The organism is Embleya sp. AB8 (assembly GCF_049739465.1).
In the GTDB taxonomy this organism is placed as follows: Bacteria; Actinomycetota; Actinomycetes; order Streptomycetales; family Streptomycetaceae; genus Embleya.
This window is the reverse complement of the sequence record NZ_JBMHHY010000031.1, coordinates 1-24387: the sequence shown is the minus strand read 5'-3', so window position 1 is coordinate 24387 and position 24387 is coordinate 1. Positions and strand designations below refer to the sequence as shown.

18 protein-coding genes and 2 pseudogenes are annotated in these 24387 nt (G+C 71.3%); 11 read left to right on the top strand and 9 right to left on the bottom strand.

Features of this window, described 5'->3' with window-relative positions:
- Nucleotides 1-50: 50 nt before the first annotated feature.
- The 5 genes and pseudogenes from ABIA38_RS36300 to ABIA38_RS36280 form a co-directional block, all read right to left on the bottom strand.
- A complete protein-coding gene (locus tag ABIA38_RS36300; RefSeq protein ID WP_424643219.1) occupies nucleotides 51-1019 on the bottom strand; it encodes an ABC transporter permease in 969 nt (322 codons plus the stop codon).
- 46 nt (nucleotides 1020-1065) lie between these two features.
- On the bottom strand, nucleotides 1066-2619 hold the full coding sequence (locus tag ABIA38_RS36295; protein ID WP_424643218.1) for an ABC transporter substrate-binding protein: 1554 nt from the start codon (nucleotides 2617-2619) through the stop codon (nucleotides 1066-1068).
- 125 nt (nucleotides 2620-2744) lie between these two features.
- Nucleotides 2745-3587, bottom strand: coding sequence for an alpha/beta fold hydrolase (locus tag ABIA38_RS36290; RefSeq protein WP_424643217.1), 843 nt, complete (start codon nucleotides 3585-3587; stop codon nucleotides 2745-2747).
- A gap of 68 nt (nucleotides 3588-3655) precedes the next feature.
- A pseudogene (locus tag ABIA38_RS36285) lies at nucleotides 3656-4957 on the bottom strand (O-acetylhomoserine aminocarboxypropyltransferase/cysteine synthase family protein); the annotation flags it as partial.
- 390 nt (nucleotides 4958-5347) lie between these two features.
- Nucleotides 5348-6127, bottom strand: a pseudogene (locus tag ABIA38_RS36280) (isopenicillin N synthase family dioxygenase); the annotation flags it as partial.
- Between the two features lie 495 nt (nucleotides 6128-6622).
- Here ABIA38_RS36280 and ABIA38_RS36275 point away from each other — a divergent pair.
- The 9 genes from ABIA38_RS36275 to ABIA38_RS36235 all read left to right on the top strand — a co-directional run bounded on the left by ABIA38_RS36275 (nucleotide 6623) and on the right by ABIA38_RS36235 (nucleotide 17093).
- Entirely contained in the window at nucleotides 6623-6703 is an 81-nt protein-coding gene (locus ABIA38_RS36275; RefSeq protein WP_424643311.1) for a putative leader peptide, read from the top strand.
- Nucleotides 6704-6966: 263 nt separating this feature from the next.
- Nucleotides 6967-8334 carry a bifunctional o-acetylhomoserine/o-acetylserine sulfhydrylase gene (locus tag ABIA38_RS36270; protein WP_424643216.1) on the top strand — a complete coding sequence of 456 codons (1368 nt, stop codon included), beginning with the start codon at nucleotides 6967-6969 and terminating at the stop codon, nucleotides 8332-8334.
- A gap of 50 nt (nucleotides 8335-8384) precedes the next feature.
- A complete protein-coding gene (gene metX / locus ABIA38_RS36265) occupies nucleotides 8385-9581 on the top strand; it encodes a homoserine O-acetyltransferase MetX (protein ID WP_424643215.1) in 1197 nt (398 codons plus the stop codon).
- Nucleotides 9582-9683: 102 nt separating this feature from the next.
- The gene (locus ABIA38_RS36260) at nucleotides 9684-10247 is read left to right on the top strand and encodes a rhodanese-like domain-containing protein (protein ID WP_424643214.1); all 564 of its coding nucleotides are present in this window, start codon (nucleotides 9684-9686) and stop codon (nucleotides 10245-10247) included.
- Between the two features lie 250 nt (nucleotides 10248-10497).
- Entirely contained in the window at nucleotides 10498-11307 is an 810-nt protein-coding gene (locus tag ABIA38_RS36255) for a polysaccharide deacetylase family protein (RefSeq protein WP_424643213.1), read from the top strand.
- Nucleotides 11308-11535: 228 nt separating this feature from the next.
- Nucleotides 11536-12081 (top strand): SigE family RNA polymerase sigma factor, encoded by a 546-nt coding sequence (locus tag ABIA38_RS36250; RefSeq protein ID WP_424643212.1) that lies wholly within the window; start codon nucleotides 11536-11538, stop codon nucleotides 12079-12081.
- Nucleotides 12068-12886 (top strand): hypothetical protein, encoded by an 819-nt coding sequence (locus ABIA38_RS36245; protein WP_424643211.1) that lies wholly within the window; start codon nucleotides 12068-12070, stop codon nucleotides 12884-12886. The genes ABIA38_RS36250 and ABIA38_RS36245 overlap by 14 nt, the downstream gene beginning before the upstream one ends.
- A 192-nt stretch (nucleotides 12887-13078) precedes the next feature.
- A complete protein-coding gene (locus ABIA38_RS36240; RefSeq protein ID WP_424643210.1) occupies nucleotides 13079-16330 on the top strand; it encodes a S8 family serine peptidase in 3252 nt (1083 codons plus the stop codon).
- A gap of 136 nt (nucleotides 16331-16466) precedes the next feature.
- Nucleotides 16467-17093, top strand: a complete 627-nt coding sequence (locus ABIA38_RS36235; RefSeq protein WP_424643209.1) for a hypothetical protein — start codon at nucleotides 16467-16469, stop codon at nucleotides 17091-17093.
- Nucleotides 17094-17102: 9 nt separating this feature from the next.
- Here the strand turns inward: ABIA38_RS36235 and ABIA38_RS36230 are convergent, their stop codons facing one another.
- On the bottom strand, nucleotides 17103-18017 hold the full coding sequence (locus tag ABIA38_RS36230) for an alpha/beta fold hydrolase (RefSeq protein ID WP_424643208.1): 915 nt from the start codon (nucleotides 18015-18017) through the stop codon (nucleotides 17103-17105).
- A gap of 173 nt (nucleotides 18018-18190) precedes the next feature.
- On the opposite strand from ABIA38_RS36230, the gene ABIA38_RS36225 reads away from it, so the two are divergent.
- A complete protein-coding gene (locus tag ABIA38_RS36225; protein ID WP_424643207.1) occupies nucleotides 18191-18841 on the top strand; it encodes a TetR/AcrR family transcriptional regulator in 651 nt (216 codons plus the stop codon).
- A 258-nt stretch (nucleotides 18842-19099) separates the two neighbouring features.
- Entirely contained in the window at nucleotides 19100-19480 is a 381-nt protein-coding gene (locus ABIA38_RS36220) for an RNA-binding S4 domain-containing protein (RefSeq protein ID WP_424643206.1), read from the top strand.
- Between the two features lie 88 nt (nucleotides 19481-19568).
- Here ABIA38_RS36220 and ABIA38_RS36215 read toward each other — a convergent pair whose 3' ends face one another.
- The 3 genes from ABIA38_RS36215 to ABIA38_RS36205 form a co-directional block, all read right to left on the bottom strand.
- A complete protein-coding gene (locus ABIA38_RS36215) occupies nucleotides 19569-21152 on the bottom strand; it encodes an APC family permease (RefSeq protein WP_424643205.1) in 1584 nt (527 codons plus the stop codon).
- A 242-nt stretch (nucleotides 21153-21394) separates the two neighbouring features.
- The gene (locus ABIA38_RS36210) at nucleotides 21395-22600 is read right to left on the bottom strand and encodes a Cmx/CmrA family chloramphenicol efflux MFS transporter (protein WP_424643204.1); all 1206 of its coding nucleotides are present in this window, start codon (nucleotides 22598-22600) and stop codon (nucleotides 21395-21397) included.
- A gap of 188 nt (nucleotides 22601-22788) precedes the next feature.
- The gene (locus ABIA38_RS36205; protein ID WP_424643203.1) at nucleotides 22789-23370 is read right to left on the bottom strand and encodes a TetR/AcrR family transcriptional regulator; all 582 of its coding nucleotides are present in this window, start codon (nucleotides 23368-23370) and stop codon (nucleotides 22789-22791) included.
- Nucleotides 23371-24387: the final 1017 nt, after the last annotated feature.

Genomic DNA, 24387 nt, shown 5'->3' with positions numbered 1-24387 from the left:
CCGGCTCGTTCCGCTCGTTCGGCTCACCCAATTCACCCGACTTACCCGATTCACCCGGACACCTCCCGGGTGCGCGTGTCGGCCAGGCGCGGGTCGATCAATCGCTGCGCGACATCCACCAGGAACCCGACGAACAGCACGATGGCGACGAGCAACATCACCTCGCCCTGCACCTTGACCAGGTCCCGGTTGCCCACGTCGGCGACCAGCATCGAGCCGACACCGGGCAGTGTGAATACCTTCTCCACCACGATGGCGCCGACCAGGAGGGCGGCGACCTGTACGCCGAGCATGGACAACACCGGCCCGGCCGCGTTGCGCAGCCCGTGCCGAAGGAGCGCGCCGGTCCGGGTCCGGCCCGCCGCGCGCGCGGTGCGCAGGTAGTCCCGGTGCAGCACGTCCAGCGTGGCCGAGCGCACGAAGCGCAGCAGCACCGCGCCCTCGGACAGGGCCAGGGTCAGCATCGGCAGGACCAGGCTGCGGGTTGCCTCGCCGGGGTCCGCCCAGCCGTCCACCGGGAAGCCCTGTGCGGGGAGCAGCGGGGTCTGCACCGCGAACAGCAGGATCAGCAACAGGCCCACCCACAACGTGGGCAGCGCGATGCCGAGCTGACTGGCGATGCTGATCGCGGTACCGTCGCGGCGTTCGCGGCGGACCGCCGCGAGCATCCCCAGCGGCACCGCGAAGGCCAGCGCCAAGACCAGCGCGCCGAGCACCAGCGGGCCGGTGACCCGCAACTTCTCACCGAGTTCGCCGGTCACCGAGGAGCCGTTGAGCTGCGAATGGCCCAGATTGCCGGTGGGTACGTCGGTCAACCAGTTCCAGTACTGCACGAGCAGCGGCCGGTCCAGGCCCAATTCGTGGCGGATCGCCCGCAGTTGTGCGTTGTCCGCGGTGATGCCGCCGACCGAGGCGGCGGCATCACCGGGCAGCAGGCGCAGCAGGGCGAAGGTCACGATGCTCGCGCCGAGCAGGGACAGCGCGAGCAGGCCGAGTCGGCGCACCACGAACACGGTCATGCCGGGCCCCGGAACGGCGGTCGCCCAAGCGGCTTTTGACGCGGTGTCACTTGGTGATCCCGATGGTGGCGAGGTTGAGCCGGCTGCTGGTGTGGTGCTGCGGGGCGCCGCTGACGCCCTTGCGGATCACGGTCAGTGTCTGGGCCTGGAACAGCCAGTCGGCGGCGGCGTCCTCGGTCACCTGGCGGCCGATCCTGGCGAGCAGGTCGGTCCGGGTGCGCTCGTCGGGCGCGGCCACGGCCTGCGCGTACCAGTCGCGCACCTGGGCGTTGTCGTAGCCGAAGTAGTAGCCGGGGGTGGCGAAGTTGCCGATGTCGTGCGGTTCGGCGTGGTTGACCAGGCTCAGGTCGTAGTCCTTCGCCGTGTAGACCTCGCTCAGCCAGGCGGTGAACTCCTGCTGCTTGACCGTCAGTTCGATGCCCGCCTCCTTGAGGTTGGAGACCAGCACGTCGCCGATGGCGGCGGGGTAGATGTTGGGGATCTTCAGGGTGAGCTTGAGGTCGGAAACGCCCGCGTCGGCAAGTGCCTTCTTCGCCGCGGCGGCGTCGTGCGGGTCGGTCGCGCTCAGGTCCTGGAAGCCCGGGTCGGAGGTGGGGATCGGCCCGCCGAGCCGAACTCCGGCGCCGCCGAGCGTCTTGATCAGCGCGTCCTTGTCGATCGCCCGCCGGATCGCGTGCCGGACGGCCGGGTTGTTCAGCGGCGCCTTGGCGTTGTTGATCGCCAGCGTGTACTTGTCCGTGGTGGTGCCGCGCAGCACGGTGAACTTGTCGTTGCCGGTGAACGGCTGGAGCAGGGTGGCCTCGGCGGCCGTCTCGATGTCGGTCTGCCCGGTGGCCTGCGCGTTGTTCGCCGCGTTGCGGTCCGGGATGTAACTGAGCACCACCTTGGCCACCTTGGCCTTGGCGCCCTTGTAGGCGTCGTTGCGCACCAGGGTGATCGCGGAGCCGCGCTGCCAGCCGTCCAGCTTGAACGGGCCGGTGCCGTTCTCCGTGTTGTCCAGCTTGGCGAAGTCGGTGCCCTTCTTGTAGACCACGCCGACCCGCTGGGTCAGCGCCCAGGTCAGGTTGGTGTCGCGCTGCTTGAGCGTGATCACCACGGTGGCCGGGTCGGGTGCGGTGACGCCGGAAATGGTGGCCAGGGTCTTCGCGTTGGGCTGCTTGGAGCCGGGCGCGATGACCTGCTGCAGCGACCAGACCGCGTCCTCGGCGGTGACCGGCGAACCGTCGTGGAAGGTGGCGCCGGGGGCCAGGTGGAAGGTGTAGGTGAGGCCGTCGGGGGAGGTCTCGAAGCCGCTTGCCAGGGCGGGCACGATCTTGTTGTCCGCGTTGGTGTCGACGCTGAGCAGGCCCTGGTAGACGTTGTCGAGCAGGAGTTGCTCCAGGGCCACGCCGGCGGTGCTGGTGAGGTTGAGGCTGGTCGGCTCCAGGACCAGGCGGACCCGGGCGGTGGCGTTCGGGTCGAGCGCGCTGTCGGCGGGCGCCGGCGCCTGCGTGTTCGCGCCGGTGGCGCCGGGAGTCGGGGTGCTGCCGGAGCCGCACGCGGCGAGCACCGGTCCGGCCAGGGCGAGGACGGCGGCTATGCGGAGCGCGGAGCGGCGCATGGTGGATCGATCTCCTTGCGGTGACAGTGGTGGTGGCTGCGGGTGCCTCGCCCGGATGACCCTGGGCGGGCGGGAGTTCGGGGCGGCCGGCGGGTACGGGGGTGGGCGCCGGCCGCGTGCCGGGTTCAGTCGCGGGCGGCGGCCAGGACGAACTCGGCGATCTCGTCGTGTACTTGCTCGCGGTCGTTCTCGGCGAGCACGTTGTGCAGGTCGCCGGGGAAGATCCGGGCCCGGGCGGCGGGCAGGATCTCGGCGGCGGCCAGCACGGCGCTTGCGGGCGCGAGGTCGTCGGCCTCGCCGTGTACGAACAACACCGGGCGGGTGATCGCGCCGGAGGTGATCAGCTCGGCGATCCGCCGGCCGCCGGCCTCCAGTGCGTCCAGCGTCTCCGGCCGTAGGCCGCCCGCCCAGACCAGCGGGTCGTTGCGCAACCGCTCGGCGTACTCCGCGTTTCCGCACAGCTCGCCGGGGTCCTTGCGCAGCGACATCGGATCGATGCCGTTGTCCTCCAGCAGCTTGCGCAGCCCGCTCTCGCCCGGCGACAGGCCGGTCCCGGCGCCGGCCAGGACCAGGGCGCGGGCCGGCGCGGCGGCGGCGCGGGTGCCGGCCAGGAGCAGGGTGACCGCCGAGCCGAGCGAGTGGCCGGCCAGGATCAGCGGTACGCCGGGGCGGCCCTCGGCGATCCGGGCCAGGATCAGTTCGGCGTCGTCGGCGAGTGCGTCCAGGCTCTCCACCAGGACCCGGGTGCCGTCGCTGAGCCCGTGGCCGATCTGGTCCGGGGCCCACACCTCGATCCCGTCGGCGTTCAGGCGGTGTGCCAACGGCTCGTGCAGGGCCGCGTGTTCGCCCAGGCCATGGAGGAACAGCACGACCGCGACGGGTTCGCCGGCGACCGGCCAGACGCGCAGGTGGAACTCGCCTCGGGCGCCGCGGAGTCGGCTTTCGTGGACGGCCTGACGGGTCGTCATCGGGTGGCCCCCGTGGTGGTGTCGGCGGTGGTGTCGGCGGTGTCCGGAGCGGCTGCGGTATCCGCGTGTCCCGCTGCGGCGGTCAGGCCGCGGCGCAGGTCGGCGAGCAGGTCGTCGATGCCCTCCAGGCCGATGGACAACCGGACCAGGCCCGGGGTCACCCCGGCGTGCGCCTGTTGGCCCGGGTCGAGTTGGGCGTGGGTCGTGGACGCGGGGTGGATCGCCAGGCTGCGCGCGTCGCCGATGTTGGCCAGGTGGCTGAACAGCCGCAGTCCCTCGACGAATCGCCGGCCCGCGTCCAGGCCGCCGGCCAGGTCCACGGACAACACCGCGCCCGCGCCGCGCGGCAGGTAGCGCTTGGCCGCCTGATGCCACGGGCTGGTGGGCACGCTCGGGTGGTCCACCCGCAGCACCTCGGGCTGCTCGGCCAGCCACGCGGCGACCCGCTCGGCGTTGGCGGTGTGCCGCTCGATGCGCAGGGACAACGTCTCCAGGCCCTGGAGCAGCAGGAAGCTGTTCAGCGGCGACACCGCCGGGCCCAGGTCGCGCAGCAGCCGTACCCGCAGGCGCAACGCGTAGGCGAGGCCCGCGGCACCGAACCGCGCCCAGAAGGACAGCCCGTGGTAGGTGGGATCGGGCGCGACCAGGCCCGGGTAGCGGTCGGCATGCGCGCCGAAGTCGAATTTGCCGCCGTCCACCACGATCCCGCCGATCGCGGTGCCGTGGCCGCCGAGGAACTTGGTGGTGGAGTGCACCACGATGTCCGCGCCGTGCTCCAGCGGGCGCAGCAGGTAGGGCGTCGGGACGGTGTTGTCGACCACGAACGGTACGCCTGCGGTGTGCGCGATCTCGGCGACGGCGGCCAGGTCGAGCACGTTGCCGCGCGGATTGCCGACGCTCTCCCCGAACAGCGCCTTCGTCTGCGGGCGGATCGCCGCGCGCCACGCGTCGAGGTCGTCCGGGTCGGCGACGAAGGTCACCTCGATGCCGAGGTCGGCGAAGGTGTGTTCGAGCAGGGTGCGGGTGCCGCCGTAGAGCGAGGCCGCCGCGACCAGGTGGTCACCGGCTCGGGCCAGGTTGAGCAGCGCGAGGGTGGTGGCGGCCTGACCGCTGCCCACCGCCACCGCCGCGGTGCCGCCTTCGAGGGCGGCGATCCGCTCCTCGACCACCGCGGTGGTGGGGTTGGACAGGCGGGTGTAGGCGTGCGTCTCCAGATCGGTGAGCGCGAATGCGTCGGCCGCGTGCGCCGCATCCCGGAAGACGTAGCTGCTGGTGAGGTAGATCGGCACGGCCCGGGCGCCGGTGGTGGGGTCGGGCCGGGCGCCGGCGTGTACCTGGAGTGTCTCGAAGGCCGGTGTGACGGGGGGCACTTCGTCGGTCTGCTCGGTCTGCTCGGTGCGCTCCGTCTGCTCGGCCGGCTCGGTGCTCTCGGCCGGTTCGGTGCTCTCGGCCGACTCGGTGCGCTCGGCGACCTCGGCCGAAACGGTGCGCTCGGCGGACTCGGTGCCCTCGGCCGACTCCTTCGGTATCAGGTCCGACCACCACCGCTCGACCACGCGCGGGTGCGAACGCAGCCAGCCGATCAGCGCGTTCTCCCCGTAGGCGGGCTTGAGCGGATTGCTCGGGTCCTCGGTGACGCCGTCGGCGACCTCGGCCAACTCGGCGGGCAGGGTGAGGGGTTCGACCACGGCGTCCAGGCGCGGGCCGAGGAAGAACGGCAGCGAGTAGCGGTCCACGCCGGGTTGCGGGGCGATCACCCGATGCTGGGTGGCGCGCAGGTAGCCGTGCGTGGCGATCTCCAGCATTTCGCCGATGTTGAACACGAACGCGTCGGGCAGCGGCGTCGCGTCGATCCACGAGCCGTCCCGGGCCTGCACCTGGAGGCCGCCGATGTCGTCCTGCTGGAGCAGCGCGAGGTAGCCGTAATCCTTGTGCGCGCCCACCCCCTGGTCCACGTCGGCGCTCGGCCGGCCCGGGTAGTGCACGACCTTGACGTGTACCGCGGCCTCCTCGTCGAACCACTCGTCGAAGTAGCCGGTGTCCTGGCCGAGCGCGGCGGCCAGGGCGCGCAGTACCTCGCGGCTGACCCGCAACGCCTCGTCCTGCCAGGCCAGTACGGTCTCGCGCAGCTCGGGCAGCGCGGCCGGCCACTGGTTGGGGCCGATCAGGCGCAGGTAGGCCGGGTCGTCCGGGCCCAGCGTCAGCGCCGCACGTTCGGGGCCGATGTCGAGTTGTTCACGCCAGTCGGGGCCGCCCCGGGTGTACTCGGTGCCGGTCCGGGTGTAGCCCCGGAACTGCGGCGAGTTGACGTTCTCGACCGCGAGCCGGTCCGCCTCGGGCAGCGCGAAGAAGCGCTTGGAGACCTCCAGCGTACGGGCCCGCAGCTCCGGGTCGACGCCGTGGCCGACCACGTAGAAGAAGCCGATCTCGCGGGCGGCGTAGCGGAGTTCGGCCAGGAAGCCGGCCCGGTCCGCGGCGGGATCGCGGAATCGGGAGATGTCGATCACGGGGAGGGTGGTGGGCGGTGCGGTGATGGCCATGACTGGGTCCTCGGTACAGCCTCGGCCGCGCCGCGCCGGGTGAGCGGGCGGAGCGGTCCTACGGCGGGTGGGGCGAGATCGCATACGGGAGACGCGGGGGATCGAGCGGGCGCGCGGCGGACCTTCGGAGGTCACGCGGGGCGGGGACACACTCGACTCGTCGGCCGAACGGGCGGCCGGACGAGGGCAGGGTTCAGCGACAGATCTGGTCGAAGTGGTCGGCTCGTCGACCCACCCAGAAGGGGTCGAGCAGCACAGAAGCGACCTGACGCGAAGTCATGGCGGTGATGAAAGCACGAGGAAGCCGTATCGGTCCAGCGGACTTTGGGTGACATCCGGCGAACGGTGCGTGCCGGGTCGGTTCGGGTGGTTCACACCGGAAGCGGTCGCCCGCCGGCTCCGCCGCCGCCCACCGGTGCCCGGCGCGGCACCAGCCCCTGGCCCTGGCCCCTACCCCGTGGCGCGAACTCGGACGAGGCGCCTAGACTCCCTCGCATGCCCTGCCCCATGCTCGTCAGTCGTCGCCACGTGGATCTCGTGCGCGTGACCAGCATGGCGTGTCGAATGACCTACTGAACCGCCGCGACCGGTCCGCCGGTCCCCTCGGTTCTCGCGGAGTGTGAGTCCGGGCCTCGGCCCGCCGACTCCCCGCGACCTGCTTCCGCTTCCCCCGCCTGCCCGGCATCGGTTCGTGCCGTCCCGGACCGGTTCGGGTCGTCCGTCGGTTGATCCCGCGCGGTCGGTTCGGCGTGCCTTCCCACACCGGCCCCGCCCAGCCGGCCGACCCGCCCGCTCCTCCCCTGCTTCCTCGACTCCCTTACCCCGCAAGGAGTTTCCCGATGACGCTCGACGCAATCGACGCGACCGACGCAATCGACGCACCGTCCACGATCGACGCCGGGCCGGCCGACGACCCGGCCGCGTGGTCGTTCGAGACCCGGCAGATCCACGCCGGCGCCGCGCCCGACCCGACCACCGGGGCCCGGGCGGTGCCGATCTACCAGACCACGTCGTTCGTCTTCCGGGACACCGACCACGCCGCCGGGCTGTTCGACCTGTCCGAGGAAGGCCACATCTACACCCGGATCCACAACCCCACCACGGACGCCCTGGAGCAGCGCGTGGCCGCGCTCGAAGGCGGCGTGGCGGCGGTGGCGACCGCGTCCGGGCAGGCCGCGACCACCCTGGCGGTGCTCAATCTCGCGGGGGCCGGCGACCACATCGTGTCGAGTTCGTCGCTCTACGGCGGCACCTACAACCTGTTCCACTGGACGCTGCCCAAGCTCGGCATCGAGGTCACCTTCGTGGACGACCCGGACGACCCGGACGCGTGGCGCGCGGCGATCCGCCCGCAGACGAAGCTGCTGTTCGCCGAGACCCTGGGCAACCCGCGCGGCAATGTGCTGGACGTGGCGGCGGTGGCCGACCTCGCGCACGGCGCGGGTGTGCCGCTGGTCGTGGACAACACCGTGCCGACGCCCTATCTGCTGCGCCCGTTGGAGCACGGCGCGGATGTCGTGGTGCACTCGGCGACCAAGTTCCTCGGCGGCCACGGCACCGCGATCGGCGGGATCGTGGTGGACGGCGGCACCTTCGACTTCGGCGCGCACGCCGAGCGGTTCCCCGGCTTCAGCGAGCCGGACGCGAGCTACCACGGCCTGCGCTACTGGCCGGATCTGGGCCCGGGCGCGTACGCCGCGAAGCTGCGCGTACAACTCCTGCGCGACGTGGGCGCCTCGATCGCGCCGCTGACCAGTTTCCTGATCCTCCAGGGCCTGGAGACGTTGTCCCTGCGCGTCGAGCGGCACGTGGCCAACGCGAGCGCCCTGGCCACGTGGTTGCAGGGCCGGGACGAGGTGGAGACCGTGCACTACGCGGGTCTCCCGGACAGTCGCTGGTACGACACGGCCAAGCACTACCTGCCGCGTGGCGCCGGGGCGATCGTGGCCTTCGAGCTGAAGGGCGGGATCGAGGCGGGTCGGCGCTTCGTCGACGGGCTGACCCTGTTCAGCCACCTGGCCAACATCGGCGACGTGCGCAGCCTGGTGATCCACCCGGCCAGTACCACGCATGCCCAGCTCTCCGACGCGGAGCGGCTGGCCACCGGGGTCACCCCGGGCCTGGTCCGGCTCTCCGTCGGCATCGAGGGCCTGGCCGACCTGCGGGCCGACCTGACGGCCGGCTTCCGCGCCGCCCGCGCCGGCTAGCGCCGCGCCCGGCACAACGGACAACCGCAACTTCGGACGGAACGCTCGCCATGTCGCACGACACGTATCTCACTCCCGCCACCTCCACCCCAGCCGACTCCCCACCCGGCTCCCCATCCGACTCCCCCGCCCCGGCGGGACCCCGCTCGTTGACCCTGCCCGAACCGCTGTGGACCGAGTCCGGGGAGTTGCTGCCCGAGGTCCGGGTCGGCTACGAGACGTGGGGTCGGCTCGCGCCGGACCGCTCCAACGCGGTCCTGGTCCTGCACGCGCTGACCGGGGACAGCCACGTCGCCGGTCCGGCCGGTCCCGGGTTTCCCACCGCGGGCTGGTGGGACGGCCTGATCGGGCCGGGTCGCACGCTGGACACCGACCGCTGGTTCGTGGTCGCCCCGAACGCGCTCGGCGGTTGCCGGGGCACCACCGGTCCCGGCTCGCCCGGGCCCGGCGGTCGGGCGTGGGGAAGTCGCTTTCCCCGGTTGACGATTCGCGATCAGGTGGCCGCCGAGGTGGCCGCCGCGGACGCGCTCGGGATCGGGCGCTGGGCGGCGGTGGTGGGCGGGTCGATGGGCGGGATGCGGGCCGTGGAGTGGGCGGTGGCGCATCCCGACCGGGTCGGCGCGTTGTTCCTGATCGCCACCACGGCGGCGGCGAGTGCCGAGCAGATCGCGTGGTGCTCGGCCCAGTTGCACGCGATCCGGGTCGATCCGGGCTGGGCCGGCGGCGACTACCACGAGCGACCGGCCGAGGCCGGGCCCTGGCGCGGGCTCGGCCTGGCCCGGCGGATCGCGCACGTGACGTACCGCAGCGAGAACGAACTGGCCACCCGCTTCGGCCGGGACCGGCAGCCGGGCGAGGGCCCGGACGGGCGGTTCGCGGTCGAGTCCTACCTGGACCACCACGCCGCCAAACTGGCCGCGCGCTTCGACGCGGGCAGCTACGTGGCCCTGACCGAGGCGATGAACACGCACGACGTGGGCCGCGGCCGAGGCGGGGTGGCCGCCGCGCTGGCCCGGATCACCGCGCCGACCGTGGTCGCGGCCGTGGACAGCGACCGGCTCTACCCGCCGAGCCAGCAGCAGACCCTGGCCGACGGGATACCGGGGGCGGGTCCGCTGCGTGTGGTGGAATCGCCGTACGGGCACGACGGGTTCCTGATCGAACTGGATCAGGTGGCCCCATTGCTCGCCGAACTGCTCGATCGCACCCGGAACACGGTGCCCGATCCCACCGTTACCGGTAGGTAGTCCTCCTCATCGCCCCGCCCGGCGCCGTGACCGGGGAGCATCGCCGCGAACCGGCACCGCTCCCCGAGCTCGACACCGGGCCCGCCGAAAGGCCTCACCACCATGACCGCCCTGGCTCCCGCGCAGGTCCGCGCCCGGCTGACCGACTTCCTGGTGCTCGACGTGCGTACGCCCGCCGAGTACGCGACCGGCCACATCCCCGGCGCGTACAACGTCCCGCTGGACCGGCTGCACGAGGCGGTGCCCACGCTCAAGCGGGAGAGTCGTCCCGAGCTGCTGATCGTCTGCGCGTCCGGCGCCCGCTCCGAGCGGGCCCGGGCCGAGCTGACCGCGGCCGGCATCGAGGCCGCGCACCTGAGCGGCGGGACCTCCGCGTGGGTCGCCGAGGGCCACGAGCTCGACGGCCCGGCCGGCGCCCGCAACGTGTGGCCGATGGAACGTCAGGTCCGGCTCGCCGCCGGGTCGCTGGTGGTGCTCGGCCTGGCCCTCGGCCGCCGCGCGCCCAAGGCCCGGCTGCTCTCCGTGGCGATCGGCTCAGGGCTGATCTACTCCGCGGTCAGCAACACGTGCGGGATGGCCGCCGTCCTGGCCAAGCTCCCGTACAACCGCCCGGCCGGCGGCACGCCGGACCTGGCCGACACGCTCAGCGCGCTCGACCGGGCCTGACCCGCCGATCGGGCCCGCCGGCGCCCGCTCAAGACCCAGTGCCGCGCACTGGCGAGCACCGCACGCACACCGTCACCCCGGTCGGTGTGCGCGCGGCCCGCACTACCCGGCGGCGGAAGATTGCGTGTCTACGGCGGGTCCGCAACGCACAAAGACGGCGCAAAGTGGGCCGGTGGCGGGAACCCCTCGGTCGCTCTGCGACGTGTTCGGGAGTGTGTCTTCGCTCTCGAACAGTGCTTGGAGTCCATCGGTGACGAGCCCCGCAACCCGCCGCAACCTGCGTAGCCTGACCGTTCTCGCCGTGGCCGGCGTACTTGCCCTGGGCAGCGCCGCGTGCTCGTCGGACTCGGGAGACCAGGCGAAACCGGGTGGCCGCGAGGGCAGCGCGGAGGTCGGCCCGACACCCTCCGACGTGCCGACGGCGGCCGATCCGAAGGCTTCCGTGCCGCCGGCGCAGGTCCCGGACGCACTCGTGCGCAGGACCGCCACCGGTGGTCGTACGGTCGCGCTGACCTTCGACGACGGACCGAGTGCGCAGTGGACGCCGCAGGTGCTCGCGCTGCTGAAGCAGTATCACGCGAAGGCCACATTCTGCATGATCGGCCCGAACGCGAAGGCCAATCCGAAGCTGGTCAAGGAAGTGGTCGCGGACGGCCACCGGCTGTGCGACCACACGGTCACCCACGACGAGGGCATCGCCAAGCGCCCGCTGTCCCGGATCAAGTACGAGATCACCACCGCCCATGAGCAGATCGTCGCGGCGGCCGGCCCCGGCACCAAAGTCGAGTGGTTCCGCGCGCCCGGCGGCGACTGGTCCCCGCAGGTGCGCGCGATGGCGGCCGGCTACGGGATGAAGTCGCTCGACTGGTCCGACGACACCCGCGACTGGCAGCGGCCCGGCGCGGACAAGATCCTGGCCACCGCCGAGAAGGAGCTCAAGCCCGGCGGGGTGATCCTGATGCACGACGCCGGCGGCGACCGCGCGCAAACCCTGGCCGCGCTCAAGCAGTTGTTGCCGTGGCTGGTGCAGCAGGGCTACACGTTCGACTTCCCCGCCTGATCGACCCGACCGGCCTGATCGACCCGACCGGCCTGATCGACCCGTGCGCCGACACCCGGCGACCGGGCGGATCCGGCGCACGGCGGTCGACGGCCGCCCCTGGCCGCCACCCGCGCGGCGCCACGCGACCGAGCGCACCGCGCACGTAGGCACCCGGCCGAAAAAAGACCCGAACCGCAGGCAACTTCCACCGTGAATCCTGCTGTCTGTGTGTTCGGAGGTGCCGAAGTGAAACCCGAAGAGGTCGCTGATTTCCGGACGTTCGTCGAGTCCCGATGGTCGGGACTGGTCCGAACCGCCTATTTGCTGACCGGTGATCACGGCATCGCGGAGGACGTCGCGCAGAGCACGTTGACCAAGGCGTACGTGAATTGGCGGCGCGTACAACGCGCCGACAACCCGGACGCCTACGTGCGCCGCGTGTTGGTGAACACCAACACCGAACGCTTTCGCAAACGCCGAGTGGCCGAGCATCTGGTCGCCGAACAACTGGGCGCCGAGCCACCGCAGCACCCGGACCTGGATCCCTATCTCCGGGTCGACGAGCGGCAGATGTTGCGGACCGCCCTCGCCGACCTGCCCGCCCGGCAGCGCGCGGTCGTCGTGCTGCGCTATTGGGACGATCTGTCCGAACTCGAGGTGGCCCGGACACTCGGCTGCTCGCTCGGCACCGTCAAGAGCCAGGCCGCCAAGGGCCTGAAGAGACTACGAGCGCATCCGGGACTGGCCGGGATCCACCTTCGCGACGAGGAGTACGCAGATGACCGGGCCTGACCAGGTGGCCGGCCTGAAAGCCGAACTGGCCGCCATGGTCGAGGAGTTGCCCTCGACCATCGCCCCCATCGAACGAATCGAGGAGCACGGGCGGCGGGCCCGCCGCCGGCGCACGGCCCTGATCGGCGCATCGGTGGCCGCCGTGATCGTGGTGTCGGCACTGACCGCAACGTCCCTGTCCGGATCGAGCAACCGGGCGAGCGGGCCGGCGAACCGAACGCCGGTGTTGCCGTCGACCACGTCCACAACTCCCATCTCCACCCCGTCCTCCCCTCCCACTTCCCCGCCCACCCCAGCCAAGTCGGCCAAGTCGGGTCAGATCGTCTCGGGGGAGCTCAGCGGGCATCGCTGGGAATTGGTGCACGTGCCGGAGCGCATCCCGGCCTCCGTGGCGGCGACCATGCGGCCCTCGGGATGCGAGGCAATCGAGGTGCTGCTCGATGGGCACCTCGACAACCGGGCCGGCCAGTGGTGTGATCCGCCGCGTGAGCAGGGTCCCCGATTCAGCTCGGCCGCCGTCGGCGACACTGCGCTGTATCAGCCCGACGTCGGGCACTTGGGCACGCTCAGCTTCGGGGAGGTGCCCCCCGAGATCAAGAAGGTGGTCGCGCAGTTCGACACCGACAAGCCGGATATCTCGGTGACACCCGTCGAGAACGCCGGCCCGAACGGCAGGTCGTTCTACGTCGTCCCGGTCCCGAGCGGCGCCGGTTACGGCGGCGGCGGCACCCTGAGCTTCTACGACGCGCAGGGCCGGGAAACCGATGTCCTCCACAACGTCGGAATCGGCGGCGGCAGCAAGTAGCCCGCCGCGCCCGGCGGCAGCCGTCCGGGATCCCCCGCTTCACCTCACTCCACCATCGGTCCGCCGGCGGGCGATTCGCCTTGCCCGCCGGCGGCCGGGAAGGACACCATGTCCCAGTACAGCCGACCTCGACGACGAGGGTCGGGGGCTCGATTCGGGTCCCTCACCCTCGCCCTCGGACTCGCCTTGGCCATGACCGGCAGCACCGCCGCGGCAGCCGGCCAACCCCCGAACCAACCCCCCACCGAGCCACCCACCTGCGCCGCCGCTCCCGCCGGTACCGCGGGGGAATCGGCGGACACCGTCACCCTGCTGACCGGCGATCAGGTCCGAGTGGACCGCCTCCCCGGCGGCGGCGAGGCGGTCTCCGTCAAGCCCGGCCCGGGCCGCGAACGTATGTCCTTCGCCCGCTCGCGGCCGAACGGCACCATCACCGTGGTCCCCGCCGACGCCCTCGCGTTACTCGACCAAGGGCTCCTGGATCGCCGCCTGTTCGACGTCACCGGCCTGATCGCGGCGCACTACGACGACCGTTCCCGCCCGACCCTGCCGCTGATCGTCCAGTCCTCGGGCGGGCCGGCAACCCTGGCCGCATCGCCCGGAGTTGCCCTGTCCAGCATCGGGGCCCGGGCGGTCGGCGCGCCCAAGGCCGGCGCCGGGGAGTTCTGGCAGACCGTCACCTCCGGCGCCCGGCAGTCCCGTTCGCTCGCGCCCGGGGTCACCCGGATCTGGCTGGACGGGCAGGTCGAGGCAACCCTTGACCGGAGCGTCCCGCAGATCGGTGCGCCCGCCGCGTGGCAGGCGGGCTACACCGGCCAGGGCGTGCGAACCGCCGTCCTGGACACGGGCATCGACGCGACCCACCCGGACCTGACCGTCGCCGTCGAGTTGGCCGCCGACTTCACCGGCAACCCCGCCGGGGCCACGGACGGCAGCGGCCACGGCACACACGTCGCCTCGATCGTCACCGGCAACGGCAGCGCGTCCGGGGGCCGCTTCAAGGGCGTCGCCCCCGATACCCGGCTCCTGGTCGGCAAGGTGCTCGACGACACCGGCCACGGCAGTGAGTCGACCGTCATCGCCGGCATGCAATGGGCGACCGAACACGGCGCCCGGGTGGTCGGCATGAGCCTGAGCAGCGGCCCCGGCGACGGCCTCGACCCGACCTCACTCGCGCTGAACAACCTCACCGCCTCCACCGGCGCGCTGTTCGTGGTCGCCGCGGGCAACGACGGCCGGCGGGGCGCAAAGGTGAGCAACCCGGGAGCCGCCGACGCCGCGCTCACGGTCGGCGCGGTGGACCACGACGACAAGCTCGCCGACTTCTCCAGCCAGGGCCCGCGCCTCGGAGACAACGCGGTCAAGCCGGAACTGACCGCCCCGGGCGTGGCGATCACCGCCGCCCGCGCCGCCGGCACCGCGCCCGAACTGCCCGCCGACCAGCGGTACCTGGCCAAGAGCGGCACCTCGATGGCCACCCCGCATGTCGCCGGCGCCGCCGCGCTGCTCGCCCAGCAACACCCGGACTGGCGCGCGGACCGACTCCGGGCCGCACTGGTGCAATCGGCCGCGCCGACCGCCGACCCGAACGTCTTCGCCCAGGGCGCCGGCCGGGTGGACGTGGCCCGGGCGATCACCCGCACGGTGTTCGCGTCCGAGGCCACGGTCAACCTGTACGCACGCTGGGGACACACCCAACCGGTGACCAAGGCCGTGACCTACCGCAACGACGGCGCCGACCCGATCACCCTCGACCTGCGCCTGACCGGCGATGTGGCCGGCGTGGCCGCCCTCGACACCGATCGGCTCACCATCCCGGCGCACGGCAGCGCAACCACCACGCTGTCCTTCCCGGCCCCGGCCGGCACCACGGGCATCCGGGGCGGCGTCCTGGTCGCGACCGGCTCCACCGATCCGACCGCCTCCCCGATCCGCGTCCCGGTCGGCACCTACGCCGAACCCGAGATGTACGACCTGACCCTGAACCTCCGCGACCGCAACGGCGATCCACTCGCCGGCGGCGGAGTCGCGCTCATCGACCCGGCCACCGGCAAGTCGTACCAGCCCACCCGACACGGCGACGTCCGGACGATCCGCCTGCCCAGGGGCCACTACTCGCTGACCGCGATGATCTACACCCCGACCGGTTCGCGGACGGGGAACTGGACAGTCGCCGGCCGCCCCGAACTGGACGTGACCGCCGACACCGCGCTGACCCTGGACGCCCGCGAGGCCAAGCCCGTGACGGTCGCCGTGGACGACCCCACCGCCCGGGTCGAGATGCGTAACCTCGCCGTGCACCAGACGATCCTGGGGCAGCCGGTCGACTCCGACGTCACGGTCTACGATCCCGACGCGCCGCTGTTCGCACTGCCGACGGCGCCGACGAAGCAGCCCTACGGGCTGGTGCTGCGCGCGTTCCTGGGCGCCGATCAGGCCTACTACAACCTGACGCTGCCCACCGAGGGGGGCATCCCGCAGGAGCCGTCGTACCGGGTCCGCGCCGGCGACCTGGCCGCCGTACGGGTGGACATCCACCACCAGGGCCGCACCGGGACCGGCGCCCTGTCGCGACTCTCGGCCCTGGACGGAAGCAGGCACTTCTCCGGCTGGTTCCACGCGGTGCGGTTCCCGCAGACCGGCACCGAATACTTCTCCGCCGACCCGGGAATCGCCTGGGACGGCCTGCTCCAGTCCGACGACGGCACCGCGCTGGAAACCCAACCCACCACCGCGTACACCCCCGGCCGCAACGCCCCCGAGAGCTGGAACGGCGCGGTACTCGCCCCGTTCGCCGAGATGGCCCGCTGCGCGGACACCCTCGGGGGCGAGTTCCGCCCGTTCTCGGCGTCCGGCTTCGGGCACCGGGGGTCCGCCCGCGAGGGTGACTGGACCGGCCGGCTGGCCCTGTTCAACGGTGATCGGCAGTTGTCCGAGACGACCGAGCTCACCTACCCGCAACTACCCGGGATGTCCGCCGACCCGGCGCAGTACGCGGTACGCCTGACCGCGTCCCGCCCGGCCGGCGAAGTCTCGACCGAGGTACGTGCCGAGTGGACGTTCACGTCGAGTCGGCCGACCGCCGCGCCCGGCTGCGCGCGATCGGCCGACGGGCTGCTCGCGACGCGGATCACCGGCGACTTCGACCAGGACGGACACGCGTCGGCGGGACGGCCGTTCGTACTGCGGATCAACGTCGAGGGCACCGGGTCGGCGGCGGTCGACGTGCGTACGTTCGGGGCCGAGGCGTCCTTCGACGGCGGTACGACCTGGCACATCGTGCCTGCTCTGCCCGTCGGCAAGGGCCGCTACGTCGCACTGGTCCCGCCGAACGTCCCCGGCACCGGCGACGGCGCGGTGGCACTTCGTACGGTGGTCCGGGACGCGGCAGGCAACGGGCTGACCCAGACGATCACCCGCGCGTACACATTCGCCCGGCCGTAGCCGGCCATGGTCGCAGCGCAGCGCAGCGCGGCCGGCGAAGGCGGGGTGCCCGGGCCCGGGCGCCCCGCCGCACGGCCGACACGCCAGGAACACCGTCATCCTCGGCAAGAACACCGAAATGACCAAACCTGGATGAATGAACCAAACGAACACGCTTCACAAAAAATGGCACCTGCATACCACCGCCGCCATCACCATCACCATCACCTTCGCCTTCGCCTTCCTCTCCCTCGCCGCCCCAGCCGCCGAGGCCGCCTCCGGTCAGGGTGGCGACATCACCCGCACGGAGGTACTGGCCCGGGCCCAGAACTGGTACGACCGCGGCGTGCAATACGACCAACAGGCCGAGGCGTCCGACGTCGATGGCGCGCACGACTACCGCACCGACTGCTCCGGACTGGTCGCGATGGCCTGGCATCTCCCGAGCACCGACTACAACACCGGTTCGCTGGACCAGCGTTCGGTCACCAGCCAAATCGACCGCGACGACCTGCTCCCCGGCGATGCCCTGGACAACACCGACGACGGCCACGTGGTGATCTTCACCGGCTGGGTGGTCAAGGGCGCGGGCACCTTCACGTACATCCAACTGGCCAACCCACGTGCCGACATGGCCAAGGGCACCGCCAGCTTCGACAGCCCCCTGCTCGCCGGCCTCCCGACCGCGAACTACGTCGCACTGCGCTACAACCACATCGTCGACGACTCGGCGTCGACCCGGACGCCGGTCGGCTATCCGTGGCGTGCGCCGATGTCGTGGTAGCGGAGGGCGTCACGGCCGCACGGTCGGGATCGGTACGGTCGGGATCGGTACGACGGGCGCCGCCGCATCCAGGAAGCGCAGCACCTCCGCGACCACGGCGGCGTCACCGAGTACCCGGTGGTGCCCGAGCCCCCGGGTGGCGAACAGCTCGGCCCGGCCCGGATGGGCCGCCGCGAGCCGACGCCCCTGCTCGATCGCCACCGTGTCGTCGTCCTCGTCGTGCACGACCAGGATCGGCACCCGCAGCCGCTCGGCGTCGTACGACGCCGAGAACCGCCGCCAGATGTCCGTCTCCGGTGCCAACAACCGCGCGTCCGCCCGTGCCCGGAGCAGCGCCTTGACCCGGTCGTCGAGACCGAGTACGGCACTGAACCGGTCCAGCAGATACTCGACGTCGCACACCCCGCCGACCGCCACGACCCGGTCCGCCCGTACCCCCGACCGCAGCGCCTGGAACGCGCCGAGGACACCGAAGGAATGGGCCAGCACCGCCCGGAAGTCCCCATGCCTGTCCTGGAGTTGCCGGGCGATCTCGGCATACTCCAACACCGTCGTACCGGTCCCGCCCGAATCCCCGTGCCCCGGCGCGTCGAACCCGATCGGCGTCATGCCGCGAGCCCGCAACCCCGCCACGAACGGCGCGAATCGCGACGCCCGAGACTGCCAGCCATGCGCCAACAACACCGGTTCGGCACCATCACCCCACCGATAGACGACCACCCGCTTGCCGGCCACCTCCAACGTGTCCGTACTCGCGGCCAGATGTGCCGAACGTTCCCCACTCCGCACCCGACCACGCCCGAACGGACGCCGAAACAGCCGATAGGCGAGCGCCCCCGCGACCCGCGGCGACACCGCCGCGGTCGCCCGCAACACCACCCGCGCGGATGCCTCCCCGGCCGCCCCGGCCGCCCCGGCCCTCATGCCGCCCGTCCCATCCCACACGTCATCTGCCGGCACTCCTCGTCGAAGTCTGGATAAACTGCACGACCGGTCGTACTATTTATCCGGCACGAAGGGGCTGTCAAGGCCGGGAGATAATCGACCACCATCGGCCGACCGGCCGATGCACCGAGTCGGCGGAGGTAGCAATGGCCGTGAGCGCGTCCCCGACGGACGGCCGGGTCCGCAAGGGCGATCGAACCCGGCAGGCGATCGTCCGCCGAGCCGCCGACATCGCCTCGGTGGAGGGCCTCGAAGGACTGTCCATCGGCCGCCTGGCCGGCGACCTGGAGATCAGCAAGAGCGGGGTGTTCGCCCACTTCGGCTCGAAGGAGGAACTCCAACTCGCCGCGGTCGGCGCGGCGATCGACATCTACGTCGAGCGCGTGGTGACACCCGCGCGGACCGCGCCGACGGGACTGGTCCGGCTGTGGCGGCTGACCGAGGGCTGGCTCGAGTACTCCCGCGACCGGGTCTTCCCCGGCGGCTGCTTCTTCTTCAACGCCGCCGCCGAATTCGACGCCCGCCCGGGCCGCATCCGCGACGCCTTGGCCCGCGCGTGGCAGGACTGGCGCGCACTCCTGGTCACCGAAGCCGAAGCCGCGAAGGCCGCCGGCGAGGCGATCGAGGACTTGGACGCGGCCCAACTGGTCTTCGAACTGATCGCGTTCCTGGAAACCGCCAACGGCATCAGCATGCTGCACGACGACCAAAGCGCCTACACCCGCGCCACCACCGCAATCCGAACCCGCCTACTGGCCGCGGCCACAAACCCGAAGTCCCTCGACGCCGAACTCTCGTTCTAGCGTCCCCCGGTCTCGTCTCGGAGCACTGCTCTCGTCTCGGAGTCCCGCTCTCGTCTCGGAGTCCCGCTCTCCTCCCGGAGTCCCGCTCTCGTCCCGAAGTCCCGCTCTCCTCCCGAAGTCCCGCTCTCCTCCCGAAGTCCCGCTCTCCTCCCGAAGTCCCGCTCTCGCCTCGGAGCACTGCTCTCGCCCCGGAGTCCCGCTCCCCTCCCAGAGCGCTGCTCTCGCCTGAGAGCCCTGCTCCCGTTCTAGAGTCGGTGCATGGCAACCACAGACGAGGGGACGACGGTCCGGGTCGACAGCTGGATCTGGTCCGTACGGCTGACCAAGACCCGCTCGCTGGCCGCCGCAGCATGCAAGGCCGGACACGTGCGGGTGAACGGGGACAAGGTCAAACCGGCCCAGTCGATCAAGGTCGGCGACGAGGTACGGCTGCGCCAGGACGGCCACGAGCGGATCGTCGTGGTCAAACGGATCGTCCGCAAACGAGTCGGCCCACCGGTCGCCGCCGAATGCCTGATCGACAACAGCCCCCCGCCGCCCCCGCGCGAGGAGGTCGTGGTGGTCGCCCGACGCGACCGCGGCACGGGCCGCCCGACCAAGCGCGACCGGCGCGTACTGGAGCAGTTCCGCGAACGCTGACCCCGCCCCGAGGGTGGGCCCGCTTCCCGCAGGCCCACCCACCCCTCCCCACCGGGTCGAATCTCCGTCGGATCGAATCTCCGTCGGGTCAAACCTCCGTCGGCGCCGGCTCCGGCTCCCGCGCGGCCACCGCACGCGGCAACGTCTCGCCCCGGAAGAAGCTCGGCCGCGCGACCCGATACCCGAGCATCAACACCGCACCGGCCAACAACGCGCCGATCCCGGTCAGGAACACCCCACCCAGCTCCCAATGCGGCGGGAACGGCACGGTCCAGTAGGTGCTCCCGTAGTCCTTGGCGGCATAGACCTTGCACGCCTCGAAGAAGAAGTACGTCAGCAACACCCCACCCAGGCCCGGCATGATGCCCTTGGTGATCAGGTCACGCCGACTACGCGTCAGCACCCGCCGGTAGTACCAGACACAGGCGAACCCGGTGATGCCGTAATAGAACGCGATGGCCAAGCCGATCGAGCCGATCGAGTCGCTCAACACGTTCTTGCTGACCCGGGTGATCACCACGTAGAACACCACCGACGCGATGCCCATCCCGACCGTGGCCCAGGTCGGCACCAGGTTGCGGCTGTGTACGCGGGCGAACTTCTCCGGGATGGCCCGGTGCGCGGCCATCGACAGCGCGGTACGCGCGGTCGGCAGGATCGTCGTCTGCGTGGACGCGGCCGAGGAGGTGAGCACCATGAACACCAGCAACTTGGCCATGAACCAACCGAATCCGGCGGTACCGAAGACGGTGTCGCCGAGCCCGGACAGCACATCCCCGGAGTGGTCCGAATTGGCCAGCCCACCACCCGTGTCCCCGGCCCCGGCGAAGGACAACGCCGAGGTGCCGATCAATACGTAGATCACCAACAACAACACGGTGGAAATCACCGCGGCCCGCCCGGGGGTGTGTTCCGCGTCCGCCGTCTCCTCGTTGATCGCGACCGCCGTATCCCACCCCCAGTAGATGAACACCGCGGCCAGGACGCCCTTGGTCAGCGCGTCGACCGAGCCGATCTCGAACGGGTTGAACCACGACCAGGCGACATGTGCCGAGCCGTCCGGGGCACTGCCGAGGTAGACCTTCCACAGCGCGGTCAGGCCGAGCGCGACCAGGACCACGACCTCGATGGTGAGCAGTACCTTCTGCAGGTTGGCGGACAGTTCGATGCCGACGTAGCAGATCCAGGTCATCAGGACGATCCACACGACACCGGCGAACGTGGTCCAGAACGTGTCCTCGGCCAGGCCGTACGCGCCGATCAACTGGAAGCCGTACTGGCCGGCGATCTGCGCGAGGTTGGCCATCACGATGACGTCCGCCACGATGATCGCCCAGCCGCCCATCCAGCCGGTCATCGGGCCGAACGTCCGTGTGCCCCACGTGAACGTGGTGCCGCAGTCCGGGTTGTCCTCGTTGAGTTCCTTGTAGCCGTACGCGATCAGGAACATCGGGATGAAGGCCAGGACCATCACGATCGGCGATTGCAGGCCGACGCCCGCCACGATGATCCCGAGCGTGGCGGCAAGGCTGTACGCGGGTGCGGTGGAGGCGAGGCCGATCACGACGCTGGAGGCCAGCCCGAGCGCGCCGGTCTTGAGGCCCTTCTCGCCGGCTGCGCGACGCAGCGGCGGTTCGGGCGAGGCGGGTCTTGCGGGGTCGATCGTGGCCATGACGAACCGTCCTGTCCTAGACGGGTGTTTTCTACCCGTTCGACCGAAAAGGGACCCTCGGGAGCAGGCCATCAGATTAGCCCTGGCGACAACCCGACCGGCAGCCCCACGAGCCCGGAGAATCAAGGAACCTGAGGGACCGTCAGGCACACCGGAACCGCCCCGTCGCGGGATGCGACGGGGCGGTTACGTCGCGACGTGGGGCGGGTCGTTCCGGCCGCGCCGCGTCGTTCCGGCCGATGTCAGGCAGCCACCTTCACCGGCTCGGCGGCAACGCTCGGAGCGCCGGTCTCGACGTCGGCGGAGCTGCGCATCCGCGAGTCGACCCACGCGCTCGCCAACCCCGCCAGCCCCAACCCCGCGCCGACCCAGGCCACCGCCGCGTAGTCGAAGCCGGCCGCGATCACCCGGCCGCCGAGCAGCGGGCCGATGGTGATGCCGATGTTGAACGACGCCGTATTGGTCGCCCCCGCGAGGGTGGGCGCATCGCCGGCGATGGCGAACACCCGGGCGTTCACCGCCGGGTTGGCCGCGAAGCCGGCCGCGCCGAGGAGGAAGATCAGGGCGAGGGTGACCGGAACGTTCTCGGCGGTGAGCGCGAGCAGGACGCAGACGCCGACGATGGTGCCGACGCTCGCGTACAGCGTGCCGAACGGGTGCTCGTCGGCGACCCGGCCGCCGAGGGTGATGCCGAGCACCGCGCCCACCCCGTACCAGGCCAGCACCAGCGGCACCCATGCCTCGCCGATGCCGGTGGTGTTGGTCAACATCGTGCCGAGGTAGCTGAACACCGCGACCACGGCGCCGAAGCTGCACGCGGTGGTGGCGTAGGCGACCCACAGCCGGGGCCGGCGCATCGAACGCAGCTCGGAGCGGACCGAACGCGGCGCCTCGTGGGTGGCGTGGCCGCCGGGCAGGACCGCGTACACCGCGACGGTGCTCAGCGCGGTGAGCAGCGCGACCGCCCAGAACGCGGCCCGCCAACCGGCCCAGTTGCCGATCATGGTGCCCAGCGGGAGGCCGACGACGGTGGCCAGGGACAGCCCGCCGGCGACCACGGCCATCGCCTTGGCCTTGGCATTCGGCGCGACCAGGCTGAGCGCGGTGACGGCGGCGACGGCCCAGAAGCCGGCGTAGGCGACGGCGCTGACGAAGCGGGTGGCCAGGACGACCCAGTAGCCGGGCGCGAGCGCGCCGACCACGTGGCCGAGGATGAACACGGCCTGGAACGCGACCAGCGCGGTACGCCGAGGCCATTGCAACGTCGCCACGGCGAGCAACGGCGCACCGACGACCATGCCGACGGCGAAGGCCGAGATCATCAGCCCGGCATCGGGGATGGACACGCCGAGATCGGCGGCCATCGTCTCGAGCAGCCCGGAGAGCATGAACTCCGAGGTGCCTTGGGCAAATATGCCGAGTCCGAGAATGTAGACGGCCAGGGGCATGGTGGTACTCCAACGTTTTGTAATGTTCAGTTCAGAATGAGGACATGCGTCATCGGGGCCGGGTGGGCCGGGTGGGCTTTGCCGCTTCGGGCGGTTGGACGGTCGCGGCGTCGGGCGGTCGGGCCGTCGGACGTACGGGCCTACGGCCTACGAGCCCGCGAGCCCGCGAGCCTACGTACGCTCGCGCGTTACAACGCCGCCAACGTCGTATTGGCGATCGCTTCCAACCCGGCACGGTCGACCCCACTGCGCGAGGCAAGGCGGATGGCGGACACCGACCCGATGACGGCATGCGCAAGCGCCGCCGCATCCTTGTCCCGGTCGATGTCGCCATCCATACGGCCCGCGTCGATCGCGGCCTTGATCGCGGCATGCCGGCGCACGTAGTCCCGCCTGAGCAGTTCGGCCACTTCCGCATCCCGCCCCGCGAGTTCGATCGCCGTATTCACCACGAGGCACCCACGAGGCCCCTCGGTCTCGCCGGCCTCATCGGCCACGATCACCCACAACAGCTCGCGAATCTTCTCCCGAACCGGCCGATCACTCTCCAGATTCGCAACCTGAATGCCCGTCATGTGCTCGATATAGCGACGCAACGCACGCAGGAACAGATCATGCTTGCTACTGAAGGTGTTGTAGATACTGCTACGACCAAGCCCGGTCGCATCACACAAATCCTGCGTCGAGGTGGCCTCATAGCCGGCAGCCCAGAACGCCTCCAGCGCCGCCTGCACCGCCTGCTCCTCATCAAACTTCCGCGGTCGAGCCATGCCGAGCAGGCTAACAGGTTTTGTAATCAACAGTCCAATAAAGCGTCAACCTCCACCCGCCGCCACCACCAACGCCCCCGCCCGCCCGTCCCCGCATCCGCCTCAAGCACCGAACCCGCTCCAGCCGCCCCGGGCATCAAGCATCGGGCATAACCCCAGGTCACACCCGACCACAACCCACAACAGCCCCACCGCAATCCGGCCCCGAACCCAACCCCCGGTCCTCCTCCGCATCCGTGCTGTCGATCCGGTGCGTGGCCATTGCTGCCCGGGTCGGCTTGGCTGGCTCGTGGTTGGGGGGCGGTTGGCCGCTTGGCGTCGTGGTGTTGGGCTGGTGTGCGGTTGGTCCCGGGTCCGTTCGGCGGGGCCGGGTCGTGACGGCTGCCACCGCCTCGTCGTTGCACGTCCCCTCCGGGGCCGGGGTCTTTGCTTGGTGCTCCGCATCCGTTGTTGCCCGTCCACTACGTGGCCGTTACCACCCTGGTCGGCATCCCCCGACTCGCGGTCGGGGGCCGTTGTGCATTGGGCGTCGGGGGGTTGGTTCGGCCGCTGCGCAGGCGTTCCGGGGTCGCTGAGGTTGGGCGGCGGGTGTTGCGGTGTACATGTCGACCGCAGGCTCGGGGTCTTGGGCGGGGTGTGTGTCCGGTGCTCGGTTTCCAGCGGGGTGCGCGGCGTTTTCTGCCTTGTCGTGCCTCGGTTTCGGCCCGGGAAGCACGAAACCCGCACTCGCCGGCCCGCGCAGACCCGAGCGCCGGGTAAAACCGCAGGTCAGGCTTCGTCTCAAGCCTTGGGAGTCTCGTCGGGATCCGTTTTCGGGCCCGAGGAGAGAGCGGGAGCCGGGATGGGCTGCGAAACGCGCCATGGCCACCGGTCGCCGGGGGCCGCCGCCGGGACAACGGCTCCCGACCGCGAGTCGGGGGATGCCGTCCAGGGCAGTAACGGCCACGTAGTGGACGGGCAACAACGGATGCGAAGCACCAAGCAAAAACCCCGGCCCCGGAGGGGACGAGCAACGAC